The sequence below is a fragment of the Mesorhizobium sp. NPDC059054 genome (genome assembly GCF_042739215.1).
Lineage (GTDB): Bacteria > Pseudomonadota > Alphaproteobacteria > Rhizobiales > Rhizobiaceae > Mesorhizobium.
Genome location: NZ_JBHYHV010000004.1, coordinates 242670 through 268216 on the forward strand (window position 1 = coordinate 242670; position 25547 = coordinate 268216).

General features: G+C 61.6%; 27 protein-coding genes and 1 other RNA gene. 19 read left to right on the plus strand and 9 right to left on the minus strand.

Annotated features, from left to right (window positions below):
- Positions 1-88: 88 nt before the first annotated feature.
- On the plus strand, positions 89-1669 hold the full coding sequence (locus ACFWXH_RS18405; RefSeq protein ID WP_379122605.1) for an ATP-binding cassette domain-containing protein: 1581 nt from the start codon (positions 89-91) through the stop codon (positions 1667-1669).
- Positions 1666-3324, plus strand: a complete 1659-nt coding sequence (locus ACFWXH_RS18410; RefSeq protein WP_379122607.1) for an ATP-binding cassette domain-containing protein — start codon at positions 1666-1668, stop codon at positions 3322-3324. The genes ACFWXH_RS18405 and ACFWXH_RS18410 overlap by 4 nt, the downstream gene beginning before the upstream one ends.
- A 65-nt stretch (positions 3325-3389) precedes the next feature.
- On the opposite strand, the gene ACFWXH_RS18415 is transcribed toward ACFWXH_RS18410, so the two are convergent.
- Positions 3390-4289 carry a LysR family transcriptional regulator gene (locus ACFWXH_RS18415; RefSeq protein WP_379122609.1) on the minus strand — a complete coding sequence of 300 codons (900 nt, stop codon included), beginning with the start codon at positions 4287-4289 and terminating at the stop codon, positions 3390-3392.
- A gap of 134 nt (positions 4290-4423) precedes the next feature.
- Between ACFWXH_RS18415 and ACFWXH_RS18420 the strand changes: the two genes are divergently transcribed.
- Positions 4424-5197: an SDR family oxidoreductase gene (locus tag ACFWXH_RS18420; RefSeq protein ID WP_054313798.1), complete on the plus strand. Its 774-nt coding sequence runs from the start codon at positions 4424-4426 to the stop codon at positions 5195-5197.
- A 119-nt stretch (positions 5198-5316) separates the two neighbouring features.
- Complete coding sequence (locus ACFWXH_RS18425; protein ID WP_379122611.1) at positions 5317-6507, plus strand: low temperature requirement protein A; 1191 nt, start codon at positions 5317-5319, stop codon at positions 6505-6507.
- Positions 6508-6627: 120 nt separating this feature from the next.
- Here ACFWXH_RS18425 and ACFWXH_RS18430 read toward each other — a convergent pair whose 3' ends face one another.
- Complete coding sequence (locus ACFWXH_RS18430; RefSeq protein ID WP_379122613.1) at positions 6628-8340, minus strand: GGDEF domain-containing protein; 1713 nt, start codon at positions 8338-8340, stop codon at positions 6628-6630.
- A 453-nt stretch (positions 8341-8793) separates the two neighbouring features.
- Between ACFWXH_RS18430 and ACFWXH_RS18435 the strand changes: the two genes are divergently transcribed.
- The 3 genes from ACFWXH_RS18435 to ACFWXH_RS18445 all read left to right on the plus strand — a co-directional run bounded on the left by ACFWXH_RS18435 (position 8794) and on the right by ACFWXH_RS18445 (position 11271).
- On the plus strand, positions 8794-9159 hold the full coding sequence (locus tag ACFWXH_RS18435; protein WP_054313801.1) for a hypothetical protein: 366 nt from the start codon (positions 8794-8796) through the stop codon (positions 9157-9159).
- A 229-nt stretch (positions 9160-9388) separates the two neighbouring features.
- Positions 9389-9742, plus strand: coding sequence for a DUF2934 domain-containing protein (locus ACFWXH_RS18440; protein WP_379122615.1), 354 nt, complete (start codon positions 9389-9391; stop codon positions 9740-9742).
- Positions 9743-10068: 326 nt separating this feature from the next.
- Positions 10069-11271, plus strand: coding sequence for an SRPBCC family protein (locus tag ACFWXH_RS18445; protein WP_379122617.1), 1203 nt, complete (start codon positions 10069-10071; stop codon positions 11269-11271).
- Positions 11272-11329: 58 nt separating this feature from the next.
- On the opposite strand, the gene ACFWXH_RS18450 is transcribed toward ACFWXH_RS18445, so the two are convergent.
- Positions 11330-12196, minus strand: coding sequence for a helix-turn-helix domain-containing protein (locus ACFWXH_RS18450; protein ID WP_379122619.1), 867 nt, complete (start codon positions 12194-12196; stop codon positions 11330-11332).
- Positions 12197-12325: 129 nt separating this feature from the next.
- Between ACFWXH_RS18450 and ACFWXH_RS18455 the strand changes: the two genes are divergently transcribed.
- The 3 genes from ACFWXH_RS18455 (at position 12326) to ACFWXH_RS18465 (ending at position 14554) form a co-directional block, all read left to right on the plus strand.
- Positions 12326-13258 carry a phytanoyl-CoA dioxygenase family protein gene (locus tag ACFWXH_RS18455; RefSeq protein ID WP_379122621.1) on the plus strand — a complete coding sequence of 311 codons (933 nt, stop codon included), beginning with the start codon at positions 12326-12328 and terminating at the stop codon, positions 13256-13258.
- A 105-nt stretch (positions 13259-13363) separates the two neighbouring features.
- Positions 13364-14251 carry a DMT family transporter gene (locus ACFWXH_RS18460; RefSeq protein ID WP_379122623.1) on the plus strand — a complete coding sequence of 296 codons (888 nt, stop codon included), beginning with the start codon at positions 13364-13366 and terminating at the stop codon, positions 14249-14251.
- A 93-nt stretch (positions 14252-14344) separates the two neighbouring features.
- A complete protein-coding gene (locus ACFWXH_RS18465; protein ID WP_379122625.1) occupies positions 14345-14554 on the plus strand; it encodes a hypothetical protein in 210 nt (69 codons plus the stop codon).
- Between the two features lie 99 nt (positions 14555-14653).
- Here ACFWXH_RS18465 and ACFWXH_RS18470 read toward each other — a convergent pair whose 3' ends face one another.
- Positions 14654-16072 (minus strand): aminotransferase, encoded by a 1419-nt coding sequence (locus ACFWXH_RS18470; RefSeq protein WP_379123292.1) that lies wholly within the window; start codon positions 16070-16072, stop codon positions 14654-14656.
- A 332-nt stretch (positions 16073-16404) separates the two neighbouring features.
- Between ACFWXH_RS18470 and ACFWXH_RS18475 the strand changes: the two genes are divergently transcribed.
- Genes ACFWXH_RS18475 through ACFWXH_RS18485 form a run of 3 tightly spaced genes read left to right on the plus strand, consistent with a single transcriptional unit; the run spans position 16405 to position 19263 of the window.
- Positions 16405-17325 carry an ABC transporter permease gene (locus ACFWXH_RS18475; RefSeq protein WP_379122627.1) on the plus strand — a complete coding sequence of 307 codons (921 nt, stop codon included), beginning with the start codon at positions 16405-16407 and terminating at the stop codon, positions 17323-17325.
- Complete coding sequence (locus ACFWXH_RS18480; protein ID WP_054313808.1) at positions 17322-18152, plus strand: ABC transporter permease; 831 nt, start codon at positions 17322-17324, stop codon at positions 18150-18152. The genes ACFWXH_RS18475 and ACFWXH_RS18480 overlap by 4 nt, the downstream gene beginning before the upstream one ends.
- Before the next feature lie 37 nt (positions 18153-18189).
- On the plus strand, positions 18190-19263 hold the full coding sequence (locus ACFWXH_RS18485; RefSeq protein WP_379123293.1) for an ABC transporter ATP-binding protein: 1074 nt from the start codon (positions 18190-18192) through the stop codon (positions 19261-19263).
- 10 nt (positions 19264-19273) lie between these two features.
- Here the strand turns inward: ACFWXH_RS18485 and ACFWXH_RS18490 are convergent, their stop codons facing one another.
- Entirely contained in the window at positions 19274-19594 is a 321-nt protein-coding gene (locus ACFWXH_RS18490; protein ID WP_379122629.1) for an ArsR/SmtB family transcription factor, read from the minus strand.
- A gap of 51 nt (positions 19595-19645) precedes the next feature.
- On the opposite strand from ACFWXH_RS18490, the gene ACFWXH_RS18495 reads away from it, so the two are divergent.
- From ACFWXH_RS18495 to ACFWXH_RS18515, 5 genes are read left to right on the plus strand one after another with little or no spacing between them, the layout of a single operon-like run.
- Positions 19646-20128, plus strand: coding sequence for an SRPBCC domain-containing protein (locus ACFWXH_RS18495; protein WP_379122631.1), 483 nt, complete (start codon positions 19646-19648; stop codon positions 20126-20128).
- 18 nt (positions 20129-20146) lie between these two features.
- Positions 20147-20539 (plus strand): VOC family protein, encoded by a 393-nt coding sequence (locus ACFWXH_RS18500; RefSeq protein ID WP_379122633.1) that lies wholly within the window; start codon positions 20147-20149, stop codon positions 20537-20539.
- A 43-nt stretch (positions 20540-20582) separates the two neighbouring features.
- Positions 20583-20945, plus strand: a complete 363-nt coding sequence (locus tag ACFWXH_RS18505; RefSeq protein WP_379122635.1) for a hypothetical protein — start codon at positions 20583-20585, stop codon at positions 20943-20945.
- Positions 20946-20983: 38 nt separating this feature from the next.
- Complete coding sequence (locus ACFWXH_RS18510) at positions 20984-21454, plus strand: SRPBCC family protein (RefSeq protein WP_379122637.1); 471 nt, start codon at positions 20984-20986, stop codon at positions 21452-21454.
- Positions 21455-21468: 14 nt separating this feature from the next.
- A complete protein-coding gene (locus ACFWXH_RS18515) occupies positions 21469-21828 on the plus strand; it encodes a VOC family protein (RefSeq protein ID WP_379122639.1) in 360 nt (119 codons plus the stop codon).
- Between the two features lie 39 nt (positions 21829-21867).
- On the opposite strand, the gene ACFWXH_RS18520 is transcribed toward ACFWXH_RS18515, so the two are convergent.
- The 4 genes from ACFWXH_RS18520 to ssrS form a co-directional block, all read right to left on the minus strand.
- Positions 21868-22632, minus strand: a complete 765-nt coding sequence (locus ACFWXH_RS18520) for a TerC family protein (RefSeq protein WP_379122641.1) — start codon at positions 22630-22632, stop codon at positions 21868-21870.
- An 84-nt stretch (positions 22633-22716) separates the two neighbouring features.
- A complete protein-coding gene (locus tag ACFWXH_RS18525) occupies positions 22717-23541 on the minus strand; it encodes a YmdB family metallophosphoesterase (protein ID WP_379122643.1) in 825 nt (274 codons plus the stop codon).
- Between the two features lie 8 nt (positions 23542-23549).
- Positions 23550-24131, minus strand: a complete 582-nt coding sequence (locus tag ACFWXH_RS18530; protein WP_379122645.1) for a 5-formyltetrahydrofolate cyclo-ligase — start codon at positions 24129-24131, stop codon at positions 23550-23552.
- Between the two features lie 113 nt (positions 24132-24244).
- A non-coding RNA gene (ssrS, locus tag ACFWXH_RS18535) (6S RNA) lies at positions 24245-24401 on the minus strand.
- Between the two features lie 240 nt (positions 24402-24641).
- Between ssrS and ACFWXH_RS18540 the strand changes: the two genes are divergently transcribed.
- The gene (locus ACFWXH_RS18540; RefSeq protein ID WP_054313818.1) at positions 24642-25481 is read left to right on the plus strand and encodes a MoxR family ATPase; all 840 of its coding nucleotides are present in this window, start codon (positions 24642-24644) and stop codon (positions 25479-25481) included.
- Positions 25482-25547 lie beyond the last annotated feature (66 nt).

Below are 25547 nucleotides of genomic sequence, written 5' to 3' on the forward strand. Positions count from 1 at the left end.
CTTCGCCGCAAGCCCGGATGAACAACAGGTAGAGACCGCAGCAAGGCAGATGAGCCCAGCCCCGAAACGGATATTTTCTGACCACCAGATGGCATCCGGTATGCTCACGCTGGCACGTTCGCTGGCGGCTGGAGGACTGCGTGGCATGCTTTTGCTGCAGATCCTGCGCACAGCGTTGCGCCTGGTTTTTGCCGGTGCGCTGGCAATCTTTGCCGGCGTCATGATTGAAGCCGGAGTTGTCTCGATCCCGGTGGTTGTTGTTGGCCTTGCCACGTTGCTTCTCACTGCGCTGGTCGGTCTTTTTGCCGATCGGCAGCAAGCTGTGGCAGAATTTTCCGTGGCCCAGGGCCTGCGTGAAAGCGTCCGGGAAAAGCTGGCTGCGATGCCAGCCCGGGCAGTTCAGACCCTGCCCGCAGGCGCTCTGATTGCAGGTCTCCAGCGCTACCCGGAAGCGCTGTCGGCACTTGTCGTAGGTCATCGCGCCGCTGCTCTCATGCTGGGCATCGTTCCGGCTCTGGTTGTGTGCGCAATCGTCGCGGTGTCCTGGCAGGCGGCGCTGGCGCTGCTTTTTGCCACGCCCGTCATGATCGCCTTCTTCATTCTGGTCGGCGGCACAATCCATGCCCGGGCACAACATCAGGAACGCGCCTTCGGGCAACTCGCGACGCAATTCGACGACCGCATCCGCACATTGCCGACCATTCTGTCCGCGCATGGCGTGGATCACGAACGCAGGAAGCTGGCGGTCAGGATGGCGGCTTATGCGGACAGCACCATGAACATGCTGAAGGTGGCTTTCCTCAATGCCGGTGTCATCGATTTCTTCTCATCGCTTTCGATCGCCATTCTGGCGGTCTTCCTCGGCCTGGGGCATCTCAAGCTGGTCGACATTCCCGGCTTCTCAGGCATGCAGCTGTGGCAGAGCCTTTTCATCCTCATGCTGGCACCTGAGTTCTTCGCGCCTTTCCGCCGCTATGCGGAGCAGTATCACGCCAAGGCGGAAGGCAATGCGGCCGCCCTGGCGATGGATGGCTTCCTGGCCGGGCCGGCCACCCTCGATCAGACGATGCCCCTCGCCTTCGACCGATTCGAAGGTGACTTGCGCCTGCCTCCGAAAGGGATCGTGGCGATTGTCGGCGAAAGCGGAGCCGGGAAATCGACACTGTTGCGCCGGCTTGCCGGCATCGAGACGCCGGCGGGCGCAAGGCGCACGCAGCCGGATCCGGCATTTGTGAAAGGCGTCGACTGGATCTCGACCGACACGCCCGTTCAAGCCGGCACGCTCGCGGATGTGCTTTCCTGGAACCGGGGCGAGCACACCCCAACACAATTGTTGTCTGCCGCGAACCGTGTCGGGCTGCTGGATGACACTTTGCTGCCGGGTGGGCTGGACGCGCGGATAAGGGCGGGTGGCGAAAACCTCTCGGGCGGGCAGCGCCTCAGGATCGGCGTTGCGCGCGCACTCATATCCGATCGCCCGATTTTTGCCGACGAACCGACTGCCAAGCTCGATGTTGCCAACGCCGCTCGCGTCAGGAACACCCTGGCCGATTGTGCTCGCGAAAGGCTGGTGGTCGTGGCGACCCATGACCCGGAAATGAAAGCTCTGGCTGTGCTGGTTATCGACCTCGATCGACAAAGGTTAAGCCAACGGGAAATCGCGGTATGAGCCTCTTCATTTCGCCTGAAGAGAACAAAAGTGAAGCTCCGCAGGGCTCGATCTTCTGGTGGCGCCTGGCCCTGCTGCTTGCGCTGGTAGCGCTATTTTCGGGCATCTTGCTGACCGGCGTTTCGGTCTGGTTCCTCGGCGCGGTTGCGCTGGCTGGCGCTGGCGGTGCTGCCTACACCTTCAATTTCCACATCCCGGCAGCGTTGATCCGGTTGTTCGCCATGGCGCGCACGGCAGCCAAATACGGCGAGCGTCTTGTTGGCCACAAGGCGGCGCTGCTCGATCAGGTGTCTCGCCGCGCGATGTTGTTCTCTGCGATGGCTGCAGCGCCGAGGGTGCGCAGCGCGAGTTGGCAACTCGGCGACCAGGACAGGCTTGCAGACTTTATCGACGATGTCGAAAATCTGGATTTCGCCAAGCTCAGGGTGCAATTGCCACTGCAGGCAACGGCCGTCGGCCTTGCCTTTACCGTCGCGGCCACGATTGTTGTCGCCCCCATGGCCTTGCTCGTCGCTTTGCCAATTCTGCTCGGCGTGATCGTCTGCGCACGCTGGCTTCTACCAGTCCTGGCTAAGAATTGGCATTCCGCCCGCCTTGACAAGCGTGCAGCAGGCCGACGGCTTGGCACAGCACTTGGCGCGGTCGTTCCTCTGCAGGCGGAGCACGCCTGGCCGGAGACGTTGACCACATCGTTCGCCGCGCTTGCAAGGACTGACGCGCGGCTGCTCCTGTCGCGGCGCAGGATGGCCGTTGCGGATACGCTTGTTGGCTTGCTCGGCCCTATCGCCGGCTTGGCAGTCCTGGGGTCCGCATGGCTGAATGGTCAGCGCGGAGAAGCGTTGCTTGCCGCCGCATTTGTCGCCTTCGCTTGGCTGGCCCTGGGCGAGGCCGCGCAAGGCGCCTCGCGCATTCTTCATGCCCATGTCAAAGAGGGCGCCGCATCGAAAGCGCTGAAAGCGTGGACCGCGGGCACGTCGCCTGACGATGCGCCGGCGCGCTCTCAACCTTTCCGCTTGAGCAGATTGCAAATCATCGCACTGCGACGTTGCGCACCGCACGGAAGGCCGCTCGGCGGCACGGTGGATTTGATCCTGGAAGCCGGACGACCAACGGTGCTTTCCGGACCAAGCGGCTGCGGCAAGACATCCTTGCTGAAGCAGGTCGGCGGATGGCTGGAGGCCGACGGCGGTGGAAAGCTGATTGGCGATGGCATAGAGCTTATGGCTTCCTCGCGCAGGAAGCTTACTTATCTTGGATTGCACGACGCGGCCGTGCTTTCGGATTCGGTTCGTGAGAATTTGTTCGCACCAGATGCAACCGACGCCGAATGCTGGGCGGCACTCGATGTCGTCGAACTTGGCGAGCGCGTTCGGCTCGCTGGCGGGCTTGATGGATGGATCACCCAGGATACGCTTTCATTGGGGGAGGCGCATCGGCTCAATCTTGCACGCGCCCTGCTGAGCCCGCTTCCCATGATCCTGCTCGACGAACCCGGCGAACATCTGGACAGGGAGCAGGCTCGTCGCATTGTCGAGCGCTTGATCGCCCGCCTTCAGCACCGCATCCTGCTTGTCTCCAGCCATAAGGCATCCGATGCCTGGGAAGCAGCGCAGGAGCTCAAGCTCGATGGGCTCGCCCTTCAGAGAGCCGAATAAGAGTTCGAACCCGTCGTCAGGCACCTTACGCGAATGCGCCATCATGGCTCAGGCGGCGCGATCGCTCACCCGACCGCATCCCGCAACAGTCCCTCCAGCCAATCGGCGAAGACGTGGAGGCGGCGGGAAAGGTGCTGCCGGGTGGGATAGAGGATGGTCATGGCCATCGGTTCGGCCCTGTAGCCGGGCATCACCTCCACCAGCTCGCCCGCCTCGAGCTGCGGACGGACATCGTAGGCGGGGATCTGAATCAGCCCCAGCCCGGCGAGGCAGCAGGCGATGTAGGCCTCGGCGCTGTTGGCCGTGACCCGGCTGCGCATCGGCCGCGCCATCAGGACGCCCTTCTCCAACCACTCCCATTCTTCGACCCGGCCGGTCGAGGGAGAGGCATAGTTGACCGCCCAATGATCGCCTAGGTCATCCGGCGTTACCGGCCTGCCGTGGCGTTCGAGATAGGTGGGGCTGGCGACATTGATGAGCGGCAACTGCCCGATCGAACGGGCGATCAGGCCGGAATCGGCGAGCTCGCCAACCCGCAGGACGCAATCGACGCTGTCCTCGATCAGGTTGACGGCGCGATCGGTGACGCCGAGCTCGACAGTGATCTCAGGATACTGCTCGAGGAAAGCCGGCAGGGAGGGAATGACGATGAGCCGCCCGATGCGCCCCGGCACATCGATCTTCAGCCGGCCGGAGGGTTTCGATGCCGCGTGCCTGAACAGGCCCTCCGTCTCCTCGACATCGGCTATCAGGCTGAGACAACGCTCGTAGAAAGCGGTGCCGTCCTGGGTCGGCGACACCTGCCGTGTCGTACGGTGCAGCAGGCGCGCACCGAGACGGTCCTCCAGCTCGATGACTGCCGCTGAGACGGACGAACGCGGCATGCCCAGAGTGGCCGCCGCACGCGTGAAGCTTGAGCATTCCACGACTCGTGTGAAGATACGGAACAGGTCTATGCGGTCCACCGCCTGCTTCCTTCAATTGGTATCCAGTTCTGACAAGTGCTGTCAGTTTCGTCCACTTTATCATGAAATTCCAGACGATAGATTTTGCCAAGGCGACGCCAAGCGGCGCCGCACGAGGCAAAGGAGGCCACTCAATGACCGATCACAGCATCAAGGGCAAAACCGTTCTCATCGCCGGAGGCGCAAAGAACCTGGGCGGACTGATCGCCCGCGACCTCGCCGCGCATGGCGCGAAAGCCGTTGCCATCCACTACAACAGCGCAGCAACCAAAGCCGACGCCGATGCCACCCTTGCCGCTGTGAAGGCTACAGGTGCCAAGGCAGTGGCTTTCCAGGCGGATCTCACCACGGCGGGCGCTATTGAAAAACTGTTTGCGGACGTGGTTGCAGCGGTCGGCAGGCCCGACATCGCCATCAACACCGTCGGCAAGGTGCTGAAGAAGCCGATGGTCGAGATCTCGGAAGCCGAATATGACGCGATGAGTGCGGTGAACGCCAAGACGGCCTTCTTCTTCCTCAAGGAGGCGGGCCGGCACGTCAGCGACAACGGCAAGATCTGCACGCTGGTGACCTCGTTGCTCGGCGCCTTCACGCCCTTCTATTCCAGCTATGCCGGCACCAAGGCACCGGTCGAGCATTTCACCCGCGCGGCTTCCAAGGAGTTCGGCGAGCGCGGCATCTCGGTGACAGCGATCGGACCCGGGCCGATGGACACGCCTTTCTTCTACCCGGCAGAGGGCGCGGATGCGGTCGCCTATCACAAGACGGCTGCGGCCCTTTCGAATTTCTCCAAAACCGGCCTGACCGACATCCAGGATATCGTGCCATGGATCCGCATGCTGGTCTCGGAAGGCTGGTGGATGACAGGCCAAACCATCCTCGTCAACGGCGGCTACACCACCAAATAAGCCCTTGTTCCATCACAAGCGGAGTTCTTCGCAAAGCCTGTGAAGAACCCCGCTTGCAACGATTGCGGTCAGGGCGGGTCGGTGTTCAATTTGGCGTTGTCTTTTTCGAGGGGAGTGAGATGACCGGGAACCATGCTCTGCTGCGGCGCCGTGACGGCCACCATGCGCGCGTCACCTTCGAGGAGCTATTCTTCGATCTCGTCTATGTGTTCGCCGTCACTCAGCTCAGCCATGAGCTGTTGACGAACCTGACGCCGACCGGGGTCATCGAAACCCTGATCCTGTGGTTCGCGGTCTGGCTCGGCTGGCAATATACGTGCTGGTTCACCAACTGGTTCAACCCCGAGACACCGCGCATCCGCGGTGCGCTGTTCGCGGTGATGCTGGCGGCGCTGGTCATGGCCTCGGCCATACCGGGGGCCTTCGGTGATCGCGGCCTGGTCTTTGCGCTCGCCTATGTCGCGATACAGGTTGGCCGCACGGCCTATGTCGTCTGGGAACTGGGCGCGAACCATCCGCTTTCCGCCAACTACCGGCGCATGCTCGGCTGGCTTTCGATCGCGGCGGTGTTCTGGATCGCTGGCGCCTTTGCCGAACACTGGACCCGCGCGGGGCTATGGGCAATAGCGATCGCCTGTGAGTATCTGTCGCCGATGTTCGGCTTTGCCCTGCCCGGATTGGGCCGTTCGAGGACAAGCGACTGGACCATTGAGGGCGGGCACCTGGCGGAACGCTGCCAGCTGTTCGTCATCGTGGCGCTCGGCGAAACCTTGCTTGCAACGGGCGCAACGCTGGGGCGTGCGGAGGTATGGGAACCCGCCGTGCTTTCGGCCCTGCTCGCCACCTTCCTCGGCACGCTGGCGATGTGGTGGCTGTATTTCGGTACGTCGAGCAAGGACGCCACCGAAACCATCACCCATTCCGACGATCCTGGCCGGCTCGGCGCCTATTTCCACTATATCCATGCCGTCCTGATCGGCGGGATCATCGCCACGGCCGTCGGCAACGACCTGGTGCTCGCCCACCCGCATGACGGATTGAAGACGGCCTATGCGCTGACACTGTGCGGCGGGCCGGCGATCTATCTTCTGGGCAGCGCCATCTACAAGAAGGTGGTGTATGGCACCGTGCCGGTTTCCCACATAGCCGCTATCGCAGCGCTCGCGGCGCTGTTTCCCGTCGCATTCGGCGTGGATCTTCTGACCATGGGGTGGCTGACCACCATCGTCATGCTGGCCGCAAGTCTTTGGGAGAATCGGTTGGCAAGCCGACGCCGTGCTACACATGACGCCCAGAAAGCGATGCACTGAGCTTGCTCGACGTGCGGCTCTCAAGCGATCCCAGGAAAAGTGTGTAACGGTTTTCCGTCCGGAATTGCGAAAAAACAAAAGTTAGAGCGTTTCCGCGTTTCCGTGAAAAACGGAAACGCTCTAGGCTCGCATGCGTTCGCCATCCCTGCCGCTGGCTCGACCGGCCATGGTGGCGGGCGCAATTGAGACACGGTTGCGGCCGGCCGACTTCGCCCGGTAGAGCGCCTTGTCCGCGCGCTCCACCAGATGGCGCCAGTCGCGCGGCCCCCGCTTGCCACAGGCGACGCCGAAGCTGGCAGTGATGGCAATCTGACGACCGTCGGAGAGGGTGAACCGATGGTCCTGCAATTTGCCGCGAATGGTTTCAGCGAGGTGCCCGGCCTGGTCGATGTCCGAACAGGAAAACAGCAGGGCGAATTCTTCACCGCCGAAACGGGCTACGACACAATCGATCGGTACTTCCCGCTTCAGAAGCCTGGCCGTCTCGACCAGCACGCGGTCACCCGCGAGATGGCCATGCGTATCGTTGATGCCCTTGAAGTGGTCTATGTCGATCATGACCAGACCGAGCGCATCCTCTGCCGGCAATCCGTCGTCGCCATTCTGGGCGATGTAGTCCAGCGTGCGCCGGTTCAGAACGCCGGTCAGACCATCCGTTTCCGCCTGCAGTCGCAGCTCGCTGGTCAGCGATGCGCGCTCACGCATGCGGTCCTGAAGCACGTCGATCGCATCGAACAAACGCGCCATTTCGCCCGCACCGCCGGGATCTGGTCTGGCGGCAAGCGGGCGATCCTTCGCCAGACCGATAACCTCCTCGCGTGCCTGCAGCAACGGGCGAAAAACGTCGCGCCGTACCGATAAAAGCACTCCAACCAGTACGCCAAGCACGATCGCGGTCGCCAGCGAGACGGTGGCGAGAAGTCGCAGCGCGGCATCGCGCTCGGCGGCGACCCTGGATACGGTTTTATCAAGAAAGGCTGTCCGATAATCCTCGACCGACTTCATGGTCGGCACAAAGGCTTTGGTCAATTCGACCGCGGTGATGGGATAATCGCTGGAATCCTTGCCCTGCTTGATGATCGCATCGACCATGTCCATGCCGATCCCGAAGAAGAGTGTATCGATGACCGCCTGGTTCCCGGCGAGGTCGGGCATGGCGTTGGGAGCCGTCTGGCCGCGCAGCATGTGCCAGATCTGGTTGATACGCCCCTGATCCCGGCGTGCATCGATGATGTTTTCCAGCGGGATGCGCTGGCGCGTCGCAAGTGGCGCGATCACTTCAGAAGCTATGCGGCCGCCATATTCGCGCAGATCCGCCAGCATCTGGCCAACGAGCACGGGCTCCGACAATCCACTGTCATGGCCGGTCAGCTCATTCGCATGCCATGTCACCACAGCGCGAAAACGGTCCGAGGCGGCGAACATCGCTTCGATGGCGTCCTGCATCGCGCGAAGCTTGGCCGGGCCGCCCTGGACAGTTGCCGCACGATCGACTTTGGCCCTGGCTGCGGCCAGGCTTTCGGCGACGGCATCTAGGAGTCCGGGCGGAATTGAATGGTCGTGGAGCAGGATCGGCACCTCCGGCTTTGCGGCGAGGCTGGCCAGCGCGGTGTCGCTGCGGGCGCGAAAATCAGCGAGCCGTTTCAAAGCAGTGCCGCTGGGATCCGACATCACATCATTGGCCGGACCGCGTTCAGCCGAAATGAAGTTCGCGGTATCGAGAATCTGGCGGAAATTCTGGATATCGTGATGGTTCTGTCTGGCCTCGGCGAAATCGTTCCAGGCACGCGACAAGATCATGGCGGCCAGCACGGCGGCACACAGAATGGCCACGCCGATGCTCAGCGAAAGCTTTGGGTAGAGGCTTTGATCCCGGTTCGCGACACGCAGCTGTATCGCGCCGAAAGGCCATGTCCGGCCAGTACGATTCCGAGGGCCAAATGCCGCCGTCGCGGCACCGGGGGTCGTCGCCTGCGTCTGCTGAGAACCAATGTTTGTCATCGAGGGAACGTCTGGAAGTGGACCTGTCTTGGTAGGCGTTTTAGCGACAGTCGCCTGCCGTTTGGTGAAGCCGATTGGTAAACCGGAATAAAACGGCCCAGGCGCTTTTTGATGGCGCAGATATATTTATCTCGTGAATTATATTCATGTTCTCATCGCTATCCTGGAGACCGCCCACATTGCGAACACCAATTGGTCACGAAATGACCCGGTAAGCGGCGGCCTCTGGACTCATTGTCGTATTCTGTTGGCCGGCTAGCGGGGGCTAACCGGAAAGGGAAACCCATGCACAAGGCTTTGTTGCTTGCGGCAAGCATTTCTTTCATCGGCGTCGTGGCGGCGAATGCTCAATCATCGTCGACGCCACAGACACCATCCAATCCCCCGGCAGCGGCACCGAGCGCCGCCCCGAAGATCCAGCGCATCAACGTGGTGGATGTCAGCGAATTGCCACAGGCAACGCAGAAACAGGTCGAGCAGGTGGTTGCGCAAGGCACGGATGACAGCCTCAAGCAATTGCGCAGCAATATCGACGCCGTTCCCGAGGCCAAGGCAGCCCTCAAGGCCAAGGGCTCGACCTCCGCGCAGGTCGTTGCCACGAGCATGGGCCAGGATGGCACCTTGACGCTGATCACGAAGAAAAACAGCTAGAGCATTCTTGCTCGGACTGCACAGAACCCCGGCTCCAGCCGGGGTTTTCGTTTTGAACTGGCCGGCACTGCAGGATTGAAGACATCGGCGCTTTCGATCCAAGGAAACACGTCCGATCCATGCACTTGCCACCGTCGCCGCCTTGCGGAAATATGCAAATGTTCAACCTGCGGCTGCGCATGGTTCACTGCGTCGCGCGGGTATGCGTCGAACATCAGGAGAGATGTCCATGGCAGACGACAGGCAGGAACGCATCCGGCAGCGTGCACACGAAATCTGGGAGCGCGAAGGCAGGCCGCACGGCTCCCATGAACGCCACTGGCATCAGGCCGCGGGCGAGATCGAAGCTGAGGAGAGCAAGGGCAAGCAGCCGGCACGCACAGCCGGCGCCAAACCTGCCAAGACCGTAGCTCCCGGCAAGGCATCCAAGCCAAAGGCGGCAGCGAAACCTGCCGCCAGGGCAGTTGCCACGGCGAAGGGTAGCACTACGGCCAAGACCGCGAAACCGGCAGCGAAGGTCGCCGAGTCCAAGTCGGCCGCCAAGAAGGCAGCCAAACCAAAAACGCCCGCCAAGGCCGGATAAGCCAGCGCCATCATTGCTGCTTGCAAGAACGCGCTTCGAGGGCCCGGCAAGGCCTTCGGGACATACTGCTGTCATGACGTTTTTGCTGAATCGGCCGTTGTGGGCCATGCCATCTGAACTGATGACATGGACGGATCGTTCGCTCACATTCTTGCCCGCAAATCGGCCTGCGTCAGACCGGCATTAAGTGCCGGGAAAAACGGAGAAATTCCCGTCCAAACGCCGCGCGACCTTCGCACATGCGAAGGCCTGAAATCCACAAGCCATTGCATTTCAATAATAAATATGCTTATATTGAATGCTTATTCAATAAGAAAGCACGTATTATGAACCCACATTTTCGCGATGTGGCGATCCCCAACGATTGGGACCGCAGCGGCTTGCCAGGTTGGGCCTACCATTCCGACGCGCTGCTGGAACTGGAGAAGGAACACCTGTTCCGCACCCATTGGCAGATCGCCGGCCACATCTCCGACGTGCCCAATCCCGGCGACTATCTGACCATGGACGTGGTCGGCGAGCGCGCACTCATCGTGCGCGGCAAGGACGGCATCGTGCGCGGGTTCCACAATCTGTGTCGCCATCGCGGCAGCCGCGTTGTGGCCGACAACCAGGGCCATTGCGCCAACGCGTTGGTCTGCCCTTTCCATGGCTGGGTCTACAACCTCGACGGCACGCTACGCGGGGCCGCCCGCCCCCGCTCATTCCCCGATCTGGACAAGACCGAGTTCGGCCTGAAGCCGCTCGACCTGGAGATCTGGATGGGCTTCATCTTCATCCGTTTCCGCGACGGTGGACCGCAACCGGCCGTCACCGAATTGCTGAAACCCATCGAGGCAGAGTTCGCGCCCTACCGCGCCGCAGAGATGGTGCCTTCCTGGGGCATCTGGACTCAGAAAAGCCCGGTCAACTGGAAATCGGTGCGCGACGTCGACAATGAAGGCTACCACGTCGCCATGGCGCATCCGGCCCTGCAGGATCTTTATGGTTCGACCTATTACGACGAGCCCTTCGTCAATGGCCTTTCGCGCTCCTTCGCCACTTACAATCCGCATGCCGGCCGTCGCTGGAGCGTCAAGAACTATGTGCGTATCGCCCCGGAACCTCAGCACCTGCCCGATGCGCAGAAGAAGGCCTGGATCTATTACAGCCTGTTCCCCAACTCGGTGATCTCGGTAACGCCGGAATCGGTGCAGTTCTACCAGGAGTTCCCGCTGTCGACCGGTGAAACGCTGCTGCGTGGCGCCATCTACCGCTACGCCGATGAGAGCCGGGAACAGGCCGCGGCCCGTTATCTCGCCTTCCGCATCGACCGCGACACCATGGCCGAGGACGTGCAGCTTTCGGTCTGGTCGAACGAATCCATGCTGTCGGAGGCTTTCGCCGGCTTCTACCTGTCCGACCTCGAATATGGCGTGCGCACACACCACGACCATCTGCGCCAGCGACTGCCGGTGCTGTCGCTGGAAACTCAGCCAGCCGAGAAAGACATGGAAGCGCTCAACGCCGCGCTGCTCAGCCGCGTATGATAGGAGCCTGACACCCTCCGATCTTCCGGAGGTAAAGTCATAAAATCCAGACCTCGACTTACGGGCGCAACCTGAATCGCGCGCGGTAGTCACGAGGCGACATGCCACGCAGGCGGCGGAAGTGCCTGTTGAAGTTCGCCAGTGAACCGTAGCCGACGCCGCCCGCGATGTGCTGGATCGGCTGGCTTGTCCCTGACAGGCGCGCGCAGGCATCGCCGATGCGCAGGCGGATGATGTAGTCGGAAATCGTTGCACGCATGTACCGGCGAAACAGTCTGTGCGTTCCCGAAACGCTGAGCGCGGCAATGCCGGCAAGTTCCTCCAGCCGGATTTCCTGCGCGTAGGATTGATGGATGTGGGTCAGTACCCGGTCGATACGCTCGGCGCCGGCGTCCCGTTCCATCGGCACCAGGGCCTCGCTGGAAAGCGGCTCTGCTTCGGCATCGTCCGCCAGGCTGCTGAGGATGGCGAGCATGGCGAGCAGCCGCTGCGGCGCGGGCAATTCGAACAGCCGCTTGAAATCGTCGGCAAGCGCGATCGCCGATGTGGTCGAGAAGCGCAGGCCGGTGCCAGCCCTGGCGACAAGTGCGGCGACTGCGCCAAGTTCCACCGATGCACTGGTGATTGCTTCGATCCATTCCTGGCGGAACCACACCACCAGTGCGACATGCGGCAAGGCCGGATCCAGCTTCTCCGAAGACGACCATGTATGCGGCAGGTTGGAGCCGACCAGGACCAGATCGATGCCGTCGAAGGTTCCGACATGATCGCCGATGAAACGATGACCGCGCGAGTTCAACGTCAGGGTCAGTTCGAACTCGGGATGATGATGCCACTGGAACGGAATGCCGTCGTCGAGCCGGCGGTTCAACATACTCCAGGAAGCGTCCGGGCTGGCTGGAACGCGTTCGAGATAGGGCTTCATACGGCGCTGACTGTTTCCAAAACGCCAGAATAGTATCGGAAATTGCTGGTGCAGTACAACACCGCCCGGCCAGCTTCCTTATTCTTCCGCTCAAGCCCTTCATCGGGCGCCAGCCAGGGAGAGAACGCCATGCAAGCAGCCGCCGTGAAAGACCACCACCCGACCACCTCGATGACGACGCAGTTGAAGGACATCGAGAAGACGTTGCCGCTACGCGTGCTTTCGCGGGATGACTGGCAGCACTGGATCACCAACGGCTACGTCATTGTGCGTCAGGCCGTGCCGGCCGAGAACGTCAAGCGGCTGGTGGATCTTCTGTGGCGTTTCGACGAGAAGAACCCGACCGATCCTTCCACCTGGTATGCGCCGCAGCGGCGCGAGCACAAGATGAAGGAACTCAACAACACCGGCATGCTGGAGATCTACAATCACCAGTATCTCTGGGACAATCGCATGGAGCGGCGCATCTACGATGCCTTCGTCGACATCTGGGACCGCGAGGACCTGTGGGTGACGATCGACCGCGCCAACCTGAACCCGCCGAAGAAGGTCAAGGGCAATCCCAACGGCTTCATTCATTGGGATGTCGACACCTCGATCCGCCCGCTGCCGATCGGCGTGCAGGGCGTGCTCAGCCTGCAGAAGCAGGACGGCGACGTCGGCGGCTTCCAATGCGTGCCGAAGCTCTTCTCCGATTTCGAGGACTGGGAGAAGACCCAGCCCGCCGATCGCGACCCGATGCATCCCGACATGACCGGCCAGGCAACGGTCAACATCGAGATGGAGGCCGGCGACCTGATGATCTTCAACTCGCTGCTTGCGCATGGCGTGCGCCCGAACCATTCCGATAACCGCGTGCGCATGGCCCAGTACATTTCCATGCACCCTGCCGAGTGGGACAATCAGGCGGAACGCCAGGAACGCATCCGGCTGTGGCGTGAACTCGACCATCCACAGCGCGACGCCTTCCCGGGCGACCCGCGCGAATGGGAAAAGCACAATGCCGCGACTGCAACCCTGACCCCGCTTGGCGAGAAGCTGCTCGGTCAGGTGCGGTGGTAGGTTTTTGATAGGCCCCCTTCTCCTCTCCCCAGAAGGGGGCTATCCAGAATTTCTGGCTCAATGTGTTTGGCCGTAACGGCATGAGGCTTCGCGCTAGAAGCGAACATGACCGCACCGGCAGGCCTATCTCCGCAGACCAGAGGCATCCTCCTGATGGCCGCGGTGGCCTTTGCCATCCAGATCGTCGACGGATTGGCAAAATATCTGAGTGCCGACTATTCGCCGCTTTTCATCGGCTGGGCGCGTTACGCGGTGGCGTCGATCATCGTGCTGCCCTATGCCTTCGCGCGCCATGGCCGGCACTTGTTTCCTTCTGAACGGCTCGGCGCGCACATGCTGCGCACAATCCTTCTGGTGACAGCGATGTCGCTGTATTTTGTCGCCATCACCTTCATTCCGCTGGCGACCGCCATCAGTGCCTATTTCATCGCACCGATCATCGGAATGGTGCTGTCGGTCATCATCCTCAAGGAACGCATGACGCCGGTGAAGGGCATCAGCCTGGTGCTCGGTTTCGCCGGCGCCATCGTGATCCTGCAGCCGGGCAGCGCGATCGACCCTGGCATTCTCCTGGCGCTTGCTTCAGGCCTGTCCTTCGCCTTCTACATGATTGTCACCCGCAAGGCCGCATTGGAAAGCGATCCGCTCAAGACGCTCGCTTTCCAATGCGCCTTCGGCGCGCTGATCCTGCTGCCGCAGGCAGCGTTCACATGGTCGGCACCGGCCTGGAGCGACTTCGTCTTTTTCGCCGGGGTCGGCATCTTTTCGCTGATCGGCCATTTCATGCTGATCATTGCCTTCCGGCTTGCCGAAACGTCGGTGCTTGCGCCGCTCGTCTATCTGGAACTCGTGGGTGCCGCCATCATCGGCTATGTCGCCTTCAACGAGGTTCCTGGCCCAGCCACCATCGCCGGCGCGGGCCTCATCGTCCTGGCCGGCCTGATCCTGCTCTGGCAGAGCAAGACCGTCAGCGTCGAAGAGCCGGCCGCCTAGGAATAACCGGGTCCAAATACCCGCCGGCGAAGGGATCCACAAACGCTGCCTGCCATGCCATAGTCGGGCACCTCGCAAGGAGACGACGGCGCCATGAACGCATGGTTTTACCTGCTGATCCCCTTCGCAATTGTCGTCGCGATCTTCCTCGGCATCAGATACCGCAATTCAAGTCGCCGGTTCATGGTGCCGCTCGTCGGCGGCTCCCTGGTGCCCGGTGATGGCGGAGCGCATTTCGGCGGCGACCACCATTCCGGTGGCAGTCATGGTGGTGGCGACAGCGGTGGTGGCGGCGACGGCTAGAGCAATCCCAGCAAAAGTGCGCAGCGGTTTTGCGTCCGGAATTGCGTAAAGCAAAAAAGTTAGAGCGTCTCTGCCGACAAACGCGGAAACGCTCCAACGTCAGCCCTGCCACAGTCCCTCCCGGCGCAGGTCCTCCATCGTGCGCGAAATGCCTTCACGCAGGATCGCCACCATCGCGTCGATCTGCTCGCGCGTGATGATCAACGGCGGCGACATCACACACATATTGATCAGCGGCCGCACCAGCAGTCCGAGATCATGGCAATGCGCATCGATACGCGCGCCGACCGCCTTGTCCAGCTGCAGTGGGTTCCTGCTTTCACGGTCTGCCACACATTCCACGCAAGCCATCAGCCCGAGGCCACGCACCTCGCCGACCAGCGGCAAGTCTTCCAGCGTCTTCAGCTGCGCCTGGAAATAGGGCGCAACGGCACGTGCGTGCGCCAATACTTCATCTTCCAGGATATCGAGGTTCTTCAATGCCACCGCACAGCCGGTCGGATGGCTGGTATAGGTCAGCCCATGCGCGAACATCGCATCGGGATGGTTGGAGCGGCGCAATTCCTGCAGAAGCTGTTCGGAAATCACGACGCCGCCAAGCGGGAAATAGCCGGAGGTGACACCCTTGGCAAAGGTGATCATGTCCGGGTCGAGCCCGAACACGTCACCGGAGGCAAAGACATGGCCAAGCCGGCCGAAGGCCGTCACCACCTCGTCGGAAATATAGAGGATATCGTTCTCGCGACAGATTTCACGGATACGCTTCAGATACCCGTCAGGCGGTACGATGACGCCGCCCGAGGCTTGTATGGGTTCGCCGACGAAGGCACCGATTCTGTCCGCACCGACCGTCGTTATCCTGTCGCGGAATTCCTCGACCAACAGGTCGGCAAAGGCGCCGACATCCATGCCCTTCGGCCGGCGGAACGGATCGGGCGAAGAAAGCTTCACCACCAGATCGTCGGCACCGTCCATCCAGTCGCGGTCGCGCGGGCGGCCATTCAGCGAGGCCGCCAGATAGGTCGAGCCGTGATACGCGCCGCCGCGCGACAGGATCAGCTTCTTCTCAGGGCGGCCGCGCACATTGTTGTAGAACTGCATGAAGCGCAGCGCCGTCTCCACCGCGGACGAGCCACCGGTGGTGAAGAAGACATGGCTCAAGTCGCCGGGCGCTGCCGCAGCGATGCGCCGCGCCAGTTCCGCCGAAGGCGCGTTCATGGTGTACCAGGGCGTATTGTAGGAGAGCTGCATCGCCTGCTCGTACATCACGCGCGCAAGCTCCTCGCGGCGATGGCCGACATTGGTGCACCACATGCCGGCCGGCCCATCGATCAGCCGCTTGCCGTCACCATCGACGATGTAGATACCGTCGCCGGCGCCGATCAGCGCGCGTGCCTCGGCGCCGACCGAGCCTGCCACCGGCCAGGGCTGCACGAGATGGCTACGCGCAGTCGCGACGGCATTCTCCTGCGCCTTTGCATCCTGCCGGTTGCCTCTTGCTTCGCGTATCGCAGCCATCATCGCCTCGCTTCCAGCCCTTGCACTAACACCGAATCCGATAAGCCGCTCAAACCGTTGGAAAACGCGGGTTTCGTCATCTTGTTTTGAATGGCCATTCAATCAACATTGCAGAAATATCGCTTGATTTCAACCAGCGGATACGCTCATGATGAAGGAAGCCGGCAAGAGGACAGCCGCCGGCACTTCGCATCGATGCACGAGCACAAGGCGGCTGAAACTCGACAACAGAATACGGGAACCACCGGCGCTTGATGGGAAGGCAGCATGGCGGGACGATCCAGGCCGGCGACCGACTGCAACACACCCGGAGCACTGCCCGGAGTGCTCCAATGACGGCAGCAGCAGAAGGGTCGCCGCCGCTGACCGCGGACGGCATCAGGCGAAGACCACCGCTTCTGCAATCCGAATCCTTCCAGGGCCTTGCCCTGATCAGCCCGACCCTCCTTTACGCCCTCATCCTGCTGTTGCTGCCGATCCTGGTGGTGTTCGCCCATTCCTTCTGGACGCAGAACTACCTCACCATCGACCACACCTTCACGCTTCAGAACTACCGCACCGCGCTGACCGAGCCAATCTATCTCGACCTGTTGTGGCGCTCGCTTTTCGTGTCGCTTCTGGTGTCGCTGTTCACCGTGGTGCTGGCTTACCCGATCGCCTATTTCATTTCCTTCCACGGCGGCAGCCACAAGGGCCTGTGGCTGTTCCTCATCACCATCCCGTTCTGGACAAGCTATTTGCTGCGCGTGATGTCGTGGAAGGTCATTCTCGGCTACAACGGCGTGCTCAATTCCGGCCTGATGGGACTTGGCCTGATCAGCGAGCCCTCCACCGCCCTGCTCTACAACACCAGCGCCGTCATCATAACGCTGACCCACGCCTGGGCAGCCTTCGCCATCCTGCCGATCTTCGTGTCGCTCGAAAAGGTTGACCGCACGCTGATCGAGGCGGCCAAGGATCTGGGCGACGGGCCGTTGCGTTCATTCCTGCGTGTCACGCTGCCGCTTTCGGCGCCCGGCGTCATCTCGGCGCTGCTCATCGTCATGATCCCGACGGTCGGCGACTATGTCACGCCCAAGCTGGTCGGCGGCAAGGACGGCGTCATGATCGCCAACGCCATCCAGGCACAGTTCGGCAAGGCATCAAACTGGCCATTGGGCGCAGCACTTTCCGTGACAACCATGGTCGTGGTCAGCCTGATGGCGGGTGGCGCCGTTTTCTTTATCCGTGCCGCCGCGAGGCTGGCGCGATGACGACTCTCAGGCGTCTCCTGCCCAGCGGCAATTCCTGGCTCACAGCCTACGCTTTCCTTTATATCGGCTTCCTCTACCTGCCTGTGGTGTTCCTCCCGATCTTCTCGATCAACACCTCGGCTTCGCCGAAATTTCCACTCGCTGGCACCACGCTGCAATGGTACCGCGACCTGCCGAAAACGCCGGCGCTGATCGACGCCGCCTGGAACAGCCTGATCGTCGGCGTCTCCGCCGCCGTGCTCTCCACAACCTTGGGCATCCTCGCGGCCCGCGCGATCACGCGGTATCGTTTTCCCGGCCGGCGACCGATCCACGGCCTGATCATGGCGCCGCTGGTGCTGCCGGAAGTCATTGTCGCCATCTCCATGCTTCTGGTGATGCTGCAATTGGGCTTGAGCCTGTCGCTGTTTACTGTCGTGCTCGGTCACGTGCTGATCTGCATCCCCTATTCGATGTCGGTGCTGACTTCCGGTTTCGAAGGGTTCGACCGCAGTCTGGAGGAGGCCTCAGCCGACCTCGGCGAGACCGCATTCGGCACCTTCAGGCGCGTGACCCTGCCGATGGTCACGCCGGCCATCATTTCCAGCCTGCTGGTTTCCTTCACCATCTCGCTCGACGATTTCATCATCGCCTTTTTCCTCACCGGAACCGAGGCGACGTTGCCGATCTACATCTGGGGCCAGTTGCGGTTCGCTGCCAAGCTGCCGGGTGTATTGGCGCTCGGCACGTTGCTGCTGATCGGCTCCTTCGTGCTTTTGTCCATCGCGGAAATTCTGCGGCGCCGCGCCGCACGGCGCACTCAATCCGAGGGACCGCTGCATGCTTGATCTGCCAACGCCAGACCGCCGTGTTCCCGACCGGCCAATGATAGAGATCCGAGATGTCACCCGTAGCTACGGCGCGTTCAAGGCACTCTACGATTGCAGCCTCACCATTCGCGAGGGCGAATTCTTCTCCCTGCTCGGCCCTTCCGGCTGCGGCAAGACCACGCTGCTCAGGATGATCGCAGGCTTCGACAATCCGACCAGCGGCACGATCGCCGTCGACGGGCAGGAGATGGTCGGCGTGCCCGCCAACCGGCGCCCCACCAACATGGTGTTCCAAAGCTACGCCATCTTCCCGCACCTCAATGTCGAGCAGAACGTCGCCTATGGATTGAAGCGGCTGAAGCTCGACCCAGCCGAGGAGAAGCGCCGTGTCGACGAAGTACTCGCTATGGTCTCGCTGAACGGACTTGGCAAACGCGGTGCGCATGAGCTGTCCGGCGGCCAACGCCAGCGCGTGGCGTTGGCGCGCGCGCTGGTGATGCGGCCGAAGGTGCTGCTGCTGGACGAACCGCTGTCGGCACTGGACAAGAAACTGCGTGAACAGATGCAGGTGGAATTGCGCCGCCTGCAGCAGGCCGTCGGCATCACCTTCATCCTGGTCACGCACGACCAGTACGAGGCGCTCGCCATGTCGGATCGCATCGCCGTGATGTTCGGCGGCCGCATCGCCCAGGTCGCTTCGCCGAAGGAAATGTATCAGCGGCCCGTGAACCGCCAGGTCGCCGACTTCCTTGGCGGCATGAATTTCGTGAAAGCAGAGGTCGTCGAGGAAAACGGCTCCTCCATCACCGTCGACACGCTGGGTTTCGGCCGCGTCACCACCGAAAAGCCGAGGGCTTTCATCCGCAACGGCGCCGGCGCCACGCTCGGCATCCGGCCGGAGCGATTGCGCGTGTTGTGGGACAACGCCACCGCCAAATATGAGGTGGCCGGCACGGTAGTCGAGCGGCACTATTTCGGCGAGATCACCCATCTCATCGTCGAGATACCGGGCCTGGAAAAGCCGTTGTCGGTGACCGAAACCAACGACTTTGGCGCAGACGATATCCCGGTTGGCGCTCCGATCCGCCTTGGTTACGATCGCGACGCTCTGGTGGCGATGGCGGATTAGAAGACCATCATCACCCCAGATCTGCTTTCAGCCGGTCGAGGATGGAGACTGCGTGGGTCGCGTATTCGCTGATCCAGCGGTCATGGATGCGCTTGATCGGCAGCGCATCGAGATGGTTCCAGCGCTCACGGCCTTCGCGGCGGGCAACGACCAGCCCCGCATCCTCCAGCACCTTCAGATGCATCATCACCGTGCAACGGTCCATGTCGGCAAAGATCTCGCACAAGGTGCCCGTCGTTTTCGGCCCATCCTTGAGTTCGTCGAGCAAAAGGCGCCGGCGCGGGTGCGCCAACGCCTTGAAAACATGATCGTCTTTCGCTTCACTTGACATGTTATGTTTTTATAACATGATAGGGGAAATTTCAAGCAGGAGGCTGTGGACATGTCCATCGCAATCAGGGTTTCGGGCCGCATCGGCAAGCCTGTCGCCGAGGTCTTCGACGCCGTAGTCAACCCGACCAAGCTCAGTGGCTATTTCACCACCGTGCGCGGTGCCTCCGCGCCGCTGGTCGTCGGCACCACCGTGACCTGGTGGGGCGAAATCCCGGTCGATGTCGACGAGATCCTACCGCAACAGCGGATCGTGCTCCGCTGGGATGGCAGTGGCCCGGACGACAAGCCGGCTTACAAGACCCGCATCGAGATGAATTTCGAACAGCTCGACGACGGCGGCACCTTCGTCACCATTGCCGAGGAGGGCTGGCGCGAGGACGAGGCAGGCCGAAAGCGCTCCTACATCAACTGCGAAGGCTGGTCGCAGATGCTCGCCTGCATGAAGGCCTATGTCGAATACGGCATCAACCTGCGTGACGGCTACTACCGTTCCGAAATGAAGGGCGTGCCGGCCAATCCGGACAACATCTGATCCACAGGAGGACATGCCATGGCGACAGCAGCGCCGTTTCTGATGTTCGAAGGCAGGGCCGAGGAAGCACTGACCTTTTACTGCAAGACCATTCCTGGAAGCCGCATCGTCGAGGTGGACCGCTACGGCGCCGGCCAGCCTGGCCCTGAAGGTTCGATCAAGCTGGCGCGCGCCGAAATCGCCGGTCTCGAGGTGTTGGCCAGCGACAGCTACGTCAAGCACGCCTTCACCTTTACGCCCTCGGTCTCACTGTTCGTCACCTGCACCAGCGAGGACGAACAGTCGCAAATCGTCGAGGCGCTTGGCGAGGGCGGCGGCGTGCTGATGCCACTCGACAATTACGGCTTCAGCCGGCGCTTTGCCTGGCTGAACGATCGCTTTGGCGTTTCCTGGCAGATCAATCTGCCGTGACCGCAATCCCGACCGACCTGAACCCTGTTCCAAGGACCCGACGATGACCACGAAAATCGAAGGCGGTATCAACATCGCCATGAAAGTGCCGAGCCATCAATACGAGCCGACCATCGCTTTCTACCGTAATACGGTTGGCCTCACGCCGATCACCGAAAAAGCGCCGGCGGTCGGTTTCAAGCTCGGCCCGAACCAGCTCTGGATCGACGAGGATGCCACGATGAGCCAGGCCGAGATATGGCTGGAGCTGTTCACGCCCGATTCCTCGGGCACATTGAAACAGCTGGCCGATGCCGGCGTGGTCCGCTGCGATCCGATCGAACCGCTCGGCGACGGCTTCCGCGGCGGCTGGATCATGAACCCCGCCAACGTCGTTCATATGGTGCGCGAACCCGACGCGTGGTGATGACGCTTCCAGGAAGTTCGAACAGACGGAGGAACACGATGGAACTGCACAAAGCACCTGTTGCCGAAGTCGGTATGCTGATCCGCAAACCAGCGGCCGAAGTCTATGAAGCCTTCATCGACCCAGCCGTCACCTCGAAATTCTGGTTCACCCATGGCAGCGCGCGGCTCGATGCCGGACGGCAAGTCGAATGGGAATGGCGCATGTACGATTTCAAATCCCCGGTTGAGGTCAGGGAGCTGGTGAAGGGCAGGAAGATCGTCGTCGGCTGGGGCGAACCTGCCACCACGGTGGAATGGACCTTCACGCCGATGCTTGATGACACCGCCACCTTCGTAGCCATCCGCAATTTCGGCTTCCAGGGCGATGCGGACCTGCAGGTCAAGACGGCGGTGGACTCGACGGATGGATTTGCGCTGGCTCTCTCGGGCGCCAAGGCCTGGCTGGAACAGGGCATTGTTCTCGGACTGATCGGCGACCGGCATCCAACCGGCGTGCCTTCCGCATAGTGCAAGGCGCGATCATGCAGACGACTTTTCGGGGAATTTTCCTGACGTCAGCGCGCCCCGCCGAGACCGCCGACTTCTACCGCCGCGTCGCCGGCCTGCCGCTCGAACAGGTCGGTGCGCACGGCAGCTATGTCTACTGGCGTCTTGATCGTGACGGTGTTCAGCTGGCGATCCACGAGGCTGAGGCCTTTGGCGCCCACACGCACCCGCCTTTATCCGGTTCGAACCTGACGCATCTCTATTTCAAGATCGATGACCGGCAAGCCTTTCTCACGCGCTTGAAGGAGCTCGGCATCGAACCCTCCGCGACAGACGATGTCGTCGTCACCGTCGAGGATCCCGACGGCCGCAAGGTCATGTTCGGCACGGCCTGAAGACCTGCCCACCTCCGTGGGAGACGGGCAAGGCAGCGCTCAATGTCCGTCGCTTTTCTTCACCTTCTTACGCCGCGCTAGCATGTTGAGTGCCTCGACCAGTGCCGAGAAGCCCATCGCCGCATAGATGTAGCCCTTCGGCACGTGATAGCCCATGCCGTCGGCAATCAGCGTCATGCCGATCATCAGCAGGAAGCCCAGAGCCAGCATCACAATGGTCGGGTTCTTGGCAATGAAATTGGCGAGCGGAGCGGCCGCCAGCAGCATAACCGCGACGGTGACGATCACCGCGATATACATGATGGCGATCTCGTCGGTCATGCCGACGGCGGTGATGATGGAGTCGATCGAGAACACAAGGTCGAGCAGCAGGATCTGGAAGATGGCGCCGCCGAGGCTGATCTGCAGCGTCTCGCCGATCATCGAATCCTTATGATCCTCGGGATCGACGGTGTGATGGATTTCCTTGGTCGCTTTCCACACCAGGAACAGGCCACCGGCGATCAGGATCAGATCTCGCCACGAGAAACCATGCCCGAAAGCTGTGAAGACAGGCGCTGTCAGCCCGACAATGATCGAGATCGTGGCCAGCAGCAGCAACCGCATGATCAGCGCCGCGCCGATGCCAAGCCGCCGTGCTCGCGCCCGCTGGGCTTCCGGCAGCTTGTTGGTCAGGATGGAAATGAAGATAAGATTGTCGATGCCAAGAACGATCTCAAGCGCGATCAGGGTCAGCAGTGCTGCCCAGGCGGTTGGATCGTTGACGAAGGCGAAGTGCGGCGCGAGAAACTCGATGATCTGCATGGAGGTCGTCTTCCCCTTGAACGATCTGAAGCAGGCAAACTAGGTTTCGGCGGCAGTTAGGTACGACGGTTCCCGTCTTCAATGTCACAACCAGAAGGATGGGACAGTTTCTTCCAGTCTTGGTCCGCGGCGAAACGGCGCAATGCGTTCCGCCAGACCCGTGCGGTCGGAAATGTCGACACCGACGCCGCAGATCGTAGCAGGTCCGTTGGCGGCTTCGAAGCGGCCTTTCGGCACTTTCGAGAGGAAACGGTTGAGCGGCTCTTCCTTGTCCATGCCGAGCGACGAATCATAGTCGCCGCACATGCCGGCATCGGTGAGATAGGCAGTTCCGCCATTGAGAATCTGGTGGTCGGCTGTCGGCTGATGTGTGTGCGTTCCGACCACCAGCGAGGCGCGACCGTCGACGAAATGCGCGAAGCACATCTTCTCGCTGGTCGCTTCGGCGTGGAAATCGATCACCACGGCATCCGCCTGCTCGCCGAGCGGACATGCGGCAAGCTCGCGCTCGCCCGCCTGGAACGGGTCGTCGAGCTCGGGATGCATGAACACCCGGCCCATGATGTTTGCAACCAGAACGCGTGCGCCGTTGCGTGCGATGTAGACGCCGGAGCCACGTCCCGGCGTGCCCTTTGGAAAATTGGCCGGCCTGAGAAACCGTTCCTCACGTGGTGCGAAATTGAGGGCGTCGCGCTGGTCCCAGACATGATTGCCGGTGGTCACCACATCCGCTCCGGCCGAAATGGTGTCGCGGAAAATCTCCTCGGTGATGCCGAATCCGCCGGCTGCGTTCTCGCCGTTGACGATGACGAAATCCAGCCTGAAATCGGAGATCAAGCCGGGCAATTGTTCCCACACTGCCGTGCGGCCCGTCTTACCCACCATGTCGCCCAGAAAAAGCAGCCTCATGCAGTCATCTATAGCTGCTGGGTAAACCGCCGCAACCCGCTCTCTGTCAGGATTTCGGGGATGACCACGTCGTGCGGCTCGTCGGGCACTTCGGGCACCTCCTGGCAATCGAACGCGATCCCGATCAGGCGCGGTTGCCTGCCGGCGTCCTGCAGCCTGGCGATGGCTCGGTCGTAGTAGCCGGCGCCATAGCCGATCCGGTGGCCGCGAGGATCGAAAGCGGCAAGCGGGATCAGCATGATGTCCGGGTCCAGAACTTCGGCTTCCTCGGCGGGGCCATGCGTGCCGTAACCCATCTCGACCAGCGGCGCGCCACGCACCAGCTCGCGAAAGACGATCGTGGTCTTGTCTAGGATTGCGGGCAGGCACAGACGCGCACCGTGTTCGCGCAGCGCAAACATCATTGGTCGCACATCGACTTCCGAGCGCATTGGCCAGAAACCGGAAACAATCGCCCGCGGCTCGAATGAAACATTGTCACGCGCGGTCTCTGCCATCTCCAGCGAAGCCTCGATGCGCCAGAATGGATCGAGCGCGTCGCGGCGTGCCAGCGCTTCCTTGCGCAGTTGTTTCTTGCGTTCCTTGTGCATGGTGGCGCGCACTCCCGTCAATCGGCGTGGCTATGCCATGGCACGGCACATCGCGCTGTCGCAACGGCGACCTTCGGACAACGTGGCCTCAACAGGTGAGAGAAGGAGAAAAGTGACGATCCACGCAACCGGTGGAGAAGTTGATCCCGGGAACCTACAAAGTAGGTGGGCGCCATATGTCCGAACCCACGGGTCCGGTCAGGGACAGCTCCCTTCGAGATCAATAAGGCCCCGGGGAAATGTCTCTCCTGCCGCGAGACGCAGACCGTCGCCGGCAAATATAGAGTGGCACCGGCCGGCTTGCCAGTGGGCATCGCTGCATTACCCGTCTTTTAGCCAAACCATTCCAGCGACTTGCCCCTGCCGCCTCCCGCATGAGAGCGCCGCGCGTCCATTCGGACGCGCAAAGGACGATCTAACACTTTGATTCTGCGCATCGTACTTTCCGAAAATCGATTCCGATTTTCGGGTCGATGCGTTAGGGTCGCGGCGACGGAACTGGAGTTTTCGATGCGTTTTGAAGGAACATCGGCCTATGTCGCCGACAGGGACCTGATGGTGGCGGTTAACGCCGCGATCGCGCTGGAGCGACCGCTGCTGGTCAAAGGCGAACCAGGAACCGGCAAGACCGAACTGGCCCGCCAGGTGGCCGCCGGCCTTGGCCTCGATCTCATCGAATGGAACGTGAAGTCCACAACCAAGGCGCAGCAAGGCCTTTACGAATATGATGCCGTTTCGCGCCTGCGCGACAGCCAGTTGGGCGATACCCGCTTCAACGACATCCACAACTACATCAAGCGCGGCAAGCTGTGGGATGCCTTCGCGGCAGGCAAGAAGATCGTGCTTCTGATCGATGAGATCGACAAGGCGGACATCGAGTTTCCCAACGACCTGTTGCAGGAACTCGACCGTATGGAATTCTTCGTCTACGAAACCGGCGAGACGATCCGCGCGGCCGTGCGGCCGATCGTCATCATCACCTCCAACAACGAGAAGGAACTGCCGGACGCCTTCCTGCGCCGCTGCTTCTTCCATTACATCCGCTTCCCGGATGTCGACACGTTGCACCGCATCGTCGATGTGCACTACCCCGGCATCAAGCAGAACCTGGTGCGCGCGGCGCTGACCCAGTTCTACGAAATCCGCGAAGTGCCGGGCCTGAAGAAGAAGCCGTCGACCTCCGAGGCGCTCGACTGGATTCGCCTGCTGGTTGCCGACGACGTCTCGCCGGAAGATCTGCGCGCCGATCCGAAGAACGCCCTGCCAAAGCTGCACGGCGCGCTGCTCAAGAACGAGCAGGACGTGCACCTGTTCGAGCGCCTGGCTTTCATGGCCAGACGCCAGGGGTAAAAGCGGTCCGCCCAAGTAGACGAAAAGCCAGTCGCGAGAACCTGACCGGGTGGTTTGACCTGTCAG

Excerpts from the sequence above, each read along its gene's own strand:
- ACFWXH_RS18405 (WP_379122605.1), top strand. The coding sequence starts at position 89 with ATGGCATCCGGTATGCTCACGCTGGCACGTTCGCTGGCGGCTGGAGGA.
- ACFWXH_RS18410 (WP_379122607.1), top strand. The coding sequence starts at position 1,666 with ATGAGCCTCTTCATTTCGCCTGAAGAGAACAAAAGTGAAGCTCCGCAG.
- ACFWXH_RS18420 (WP_054313798.1), top strand. The coding sequence starts at position 4,424 with ATGACCGATCACAGCATCAAGGGCAAAACCGTTCTCATCGCCGGAGGC.
- ACFWXH_RS18425 (WP_379122611.1), top strand. The coding sequence starts at position 5,317 with ATGACCGGGAACCATGCTCTGCTGCGGCGCCGTGACGGCCACCATGCG.
- ACFWXH_RS18435 (WP_054313801.1), top strand. The coding sequence starts at position 8,794 with ATGCACAAGGCTTTGTTGCTTGCGGCAAGCATTTCTTTCATCGGCGTC.
- ACFWXH_RS18440 (WP_379122615.1), top strand. The coding sequence starts at position 9,389 with ATGGCAGACGACAGGCAGGAACGCATCCGGCAGCGTGCACACGAAATC.
- ACFWXH_RS18445 (WP_379122617.1), top strand. The coding sequence starts at position 10,069 with ATGAACCCACATTTTCGCGATGTGGCGATCCCCAACGATTGGGACCGC.
- ACFWXH_RS18450 (WP_379122619.1), bottom strand. The coding sequence starts at position 12,196 with ATGAAGCCCTATCTCGAACGCGTTCCAGCCAGCCCGGACGCTTCCTGG.
- ACFWXH_RS18455 (WP_379122621.1), top strand. The coding sequence starts at position 12,326 with ATGCAAGCAGCCGCCGTGAAAGACCACCACCCGACCACCTCGATGACG.
- ACFWXH_RS18460 (WP_379122623.1), top strand. The coding sequence starts at position 13,364 with ATGACCGCACCGGCAGGCCTATCTCCGCAGACCAGAGGCATCCTCCTG.
- ACFWXH_RS18465 (WP_379122625.1), top strand. The coding sequence starts at position 14,345 with ATGAACGCATGGTTTTACCTGCTGATCCCCTTCGCAATTGTCGTCGCG.
- ACFWXH_RS18470 (WP_379123292.1), bottom strand. The coding sequence starts at position 16,072 with ATGGCTGCGATACGCGAAGCAAGAGGCAACCGGCAGGATGCAAAGGCG.
- ACFWXH_RS18475 (WP_379122627.1), top strand. The coding sequence starts at position 16,405 with ATGACGGCAGCAGCAGAAGGGTCGCCGCCGCTGACCGCGGACGGCATC.
- ACFWXH_RS18480 (WP_054313808.1), top strand. The coding sequence starts at position 17,322 with ATGACGACTCTCAGGCGTCTCCTGCCCAGCGGCAATTCCTGGCTCACA.
- ACFWXH_RS18485 (WP_379123293.1), top strand. The coding sequence starts at position 18,190 with ATGATAGAGATCCGAGATGTCACCCGTAGCTACGGCGCGTTCAAGGCA.
- ACFWXH_RS18490 (WP_379122629.1), bottom strand. The coding sequence starts at position 19,594 with ATGTCAAGTGAAGCGAAAGACGATCATGTTTTCAAGGCGTTGGCGCAC.
- ACFWXH_RS18495 (WP_379122631.1), top strand. The coding sequence starts at position 19,646 with ATGTCCATCGCAATCAGGGTTTCGGGCCGCATCGGCAAGCCTGTCGCC.
- ACFWXH_RS18500 (WP_379122633.1), top strand. The coding sequence starts at position 20,147 with ATGGCGACAGCAGCGCCGTTTCTGATGTTCGAAGGCAGGGCCGAGGAA.
- ACFWXH_RS18505 (WP_379122635.1), top strand. The coding sequence starts at position 20,583 with ATGACCACGAAAATCGAAGGCGGTATCAACATCGCCATGAAAGTGCCG.
- ACFWXH_RS18510 (WP_379122637.1), top strand. The coding sequence starts at position 20,984 with ATGGAACTGCACAAAGCACCTGTTGCCGAAGTCGGTATGCTGATCCGC.
- ACFWXH_RS18515 (WP_379122639.1), top strand. The coding sequence starts at position 21,469 with ATGCAGACGACTTTTCGGGGAATTTTCCTGACGTCAGCGCGCCCCGCC.
- ACFWXH_RS18520 (WP_379122641.1), bottom strand. The coding sequence starts at position 22,632 with ATGCAGATCATCGAGTTTCTCGCGCCGCACTTCGCCTTCGTCAACGAT.
- ACFWXH_RS18525 (WP_379122643.1), bottom strand. The coding sequence starts at position 23,541 with ATGAGGCTGCTTTTTCTGGGCGACATGGTGGGTAAGACGGGCCGCACG.
- ACFWXH_RS18530 (WP_379122645.1), bottom strand. The coding sequence starts at position 24,131 with ATGCACAAGGAACGCAAGAAACAACTGCGCAAGGAAGCGCTGGCACGC.
- ACFWXH_RS18540 (WP_054313818.1), top strand. The coding sequence starts at position 24,642 with ATGCGTTTTGAAGGAACATCGGCCTATGTCGCCGACAGGGACCTGATG.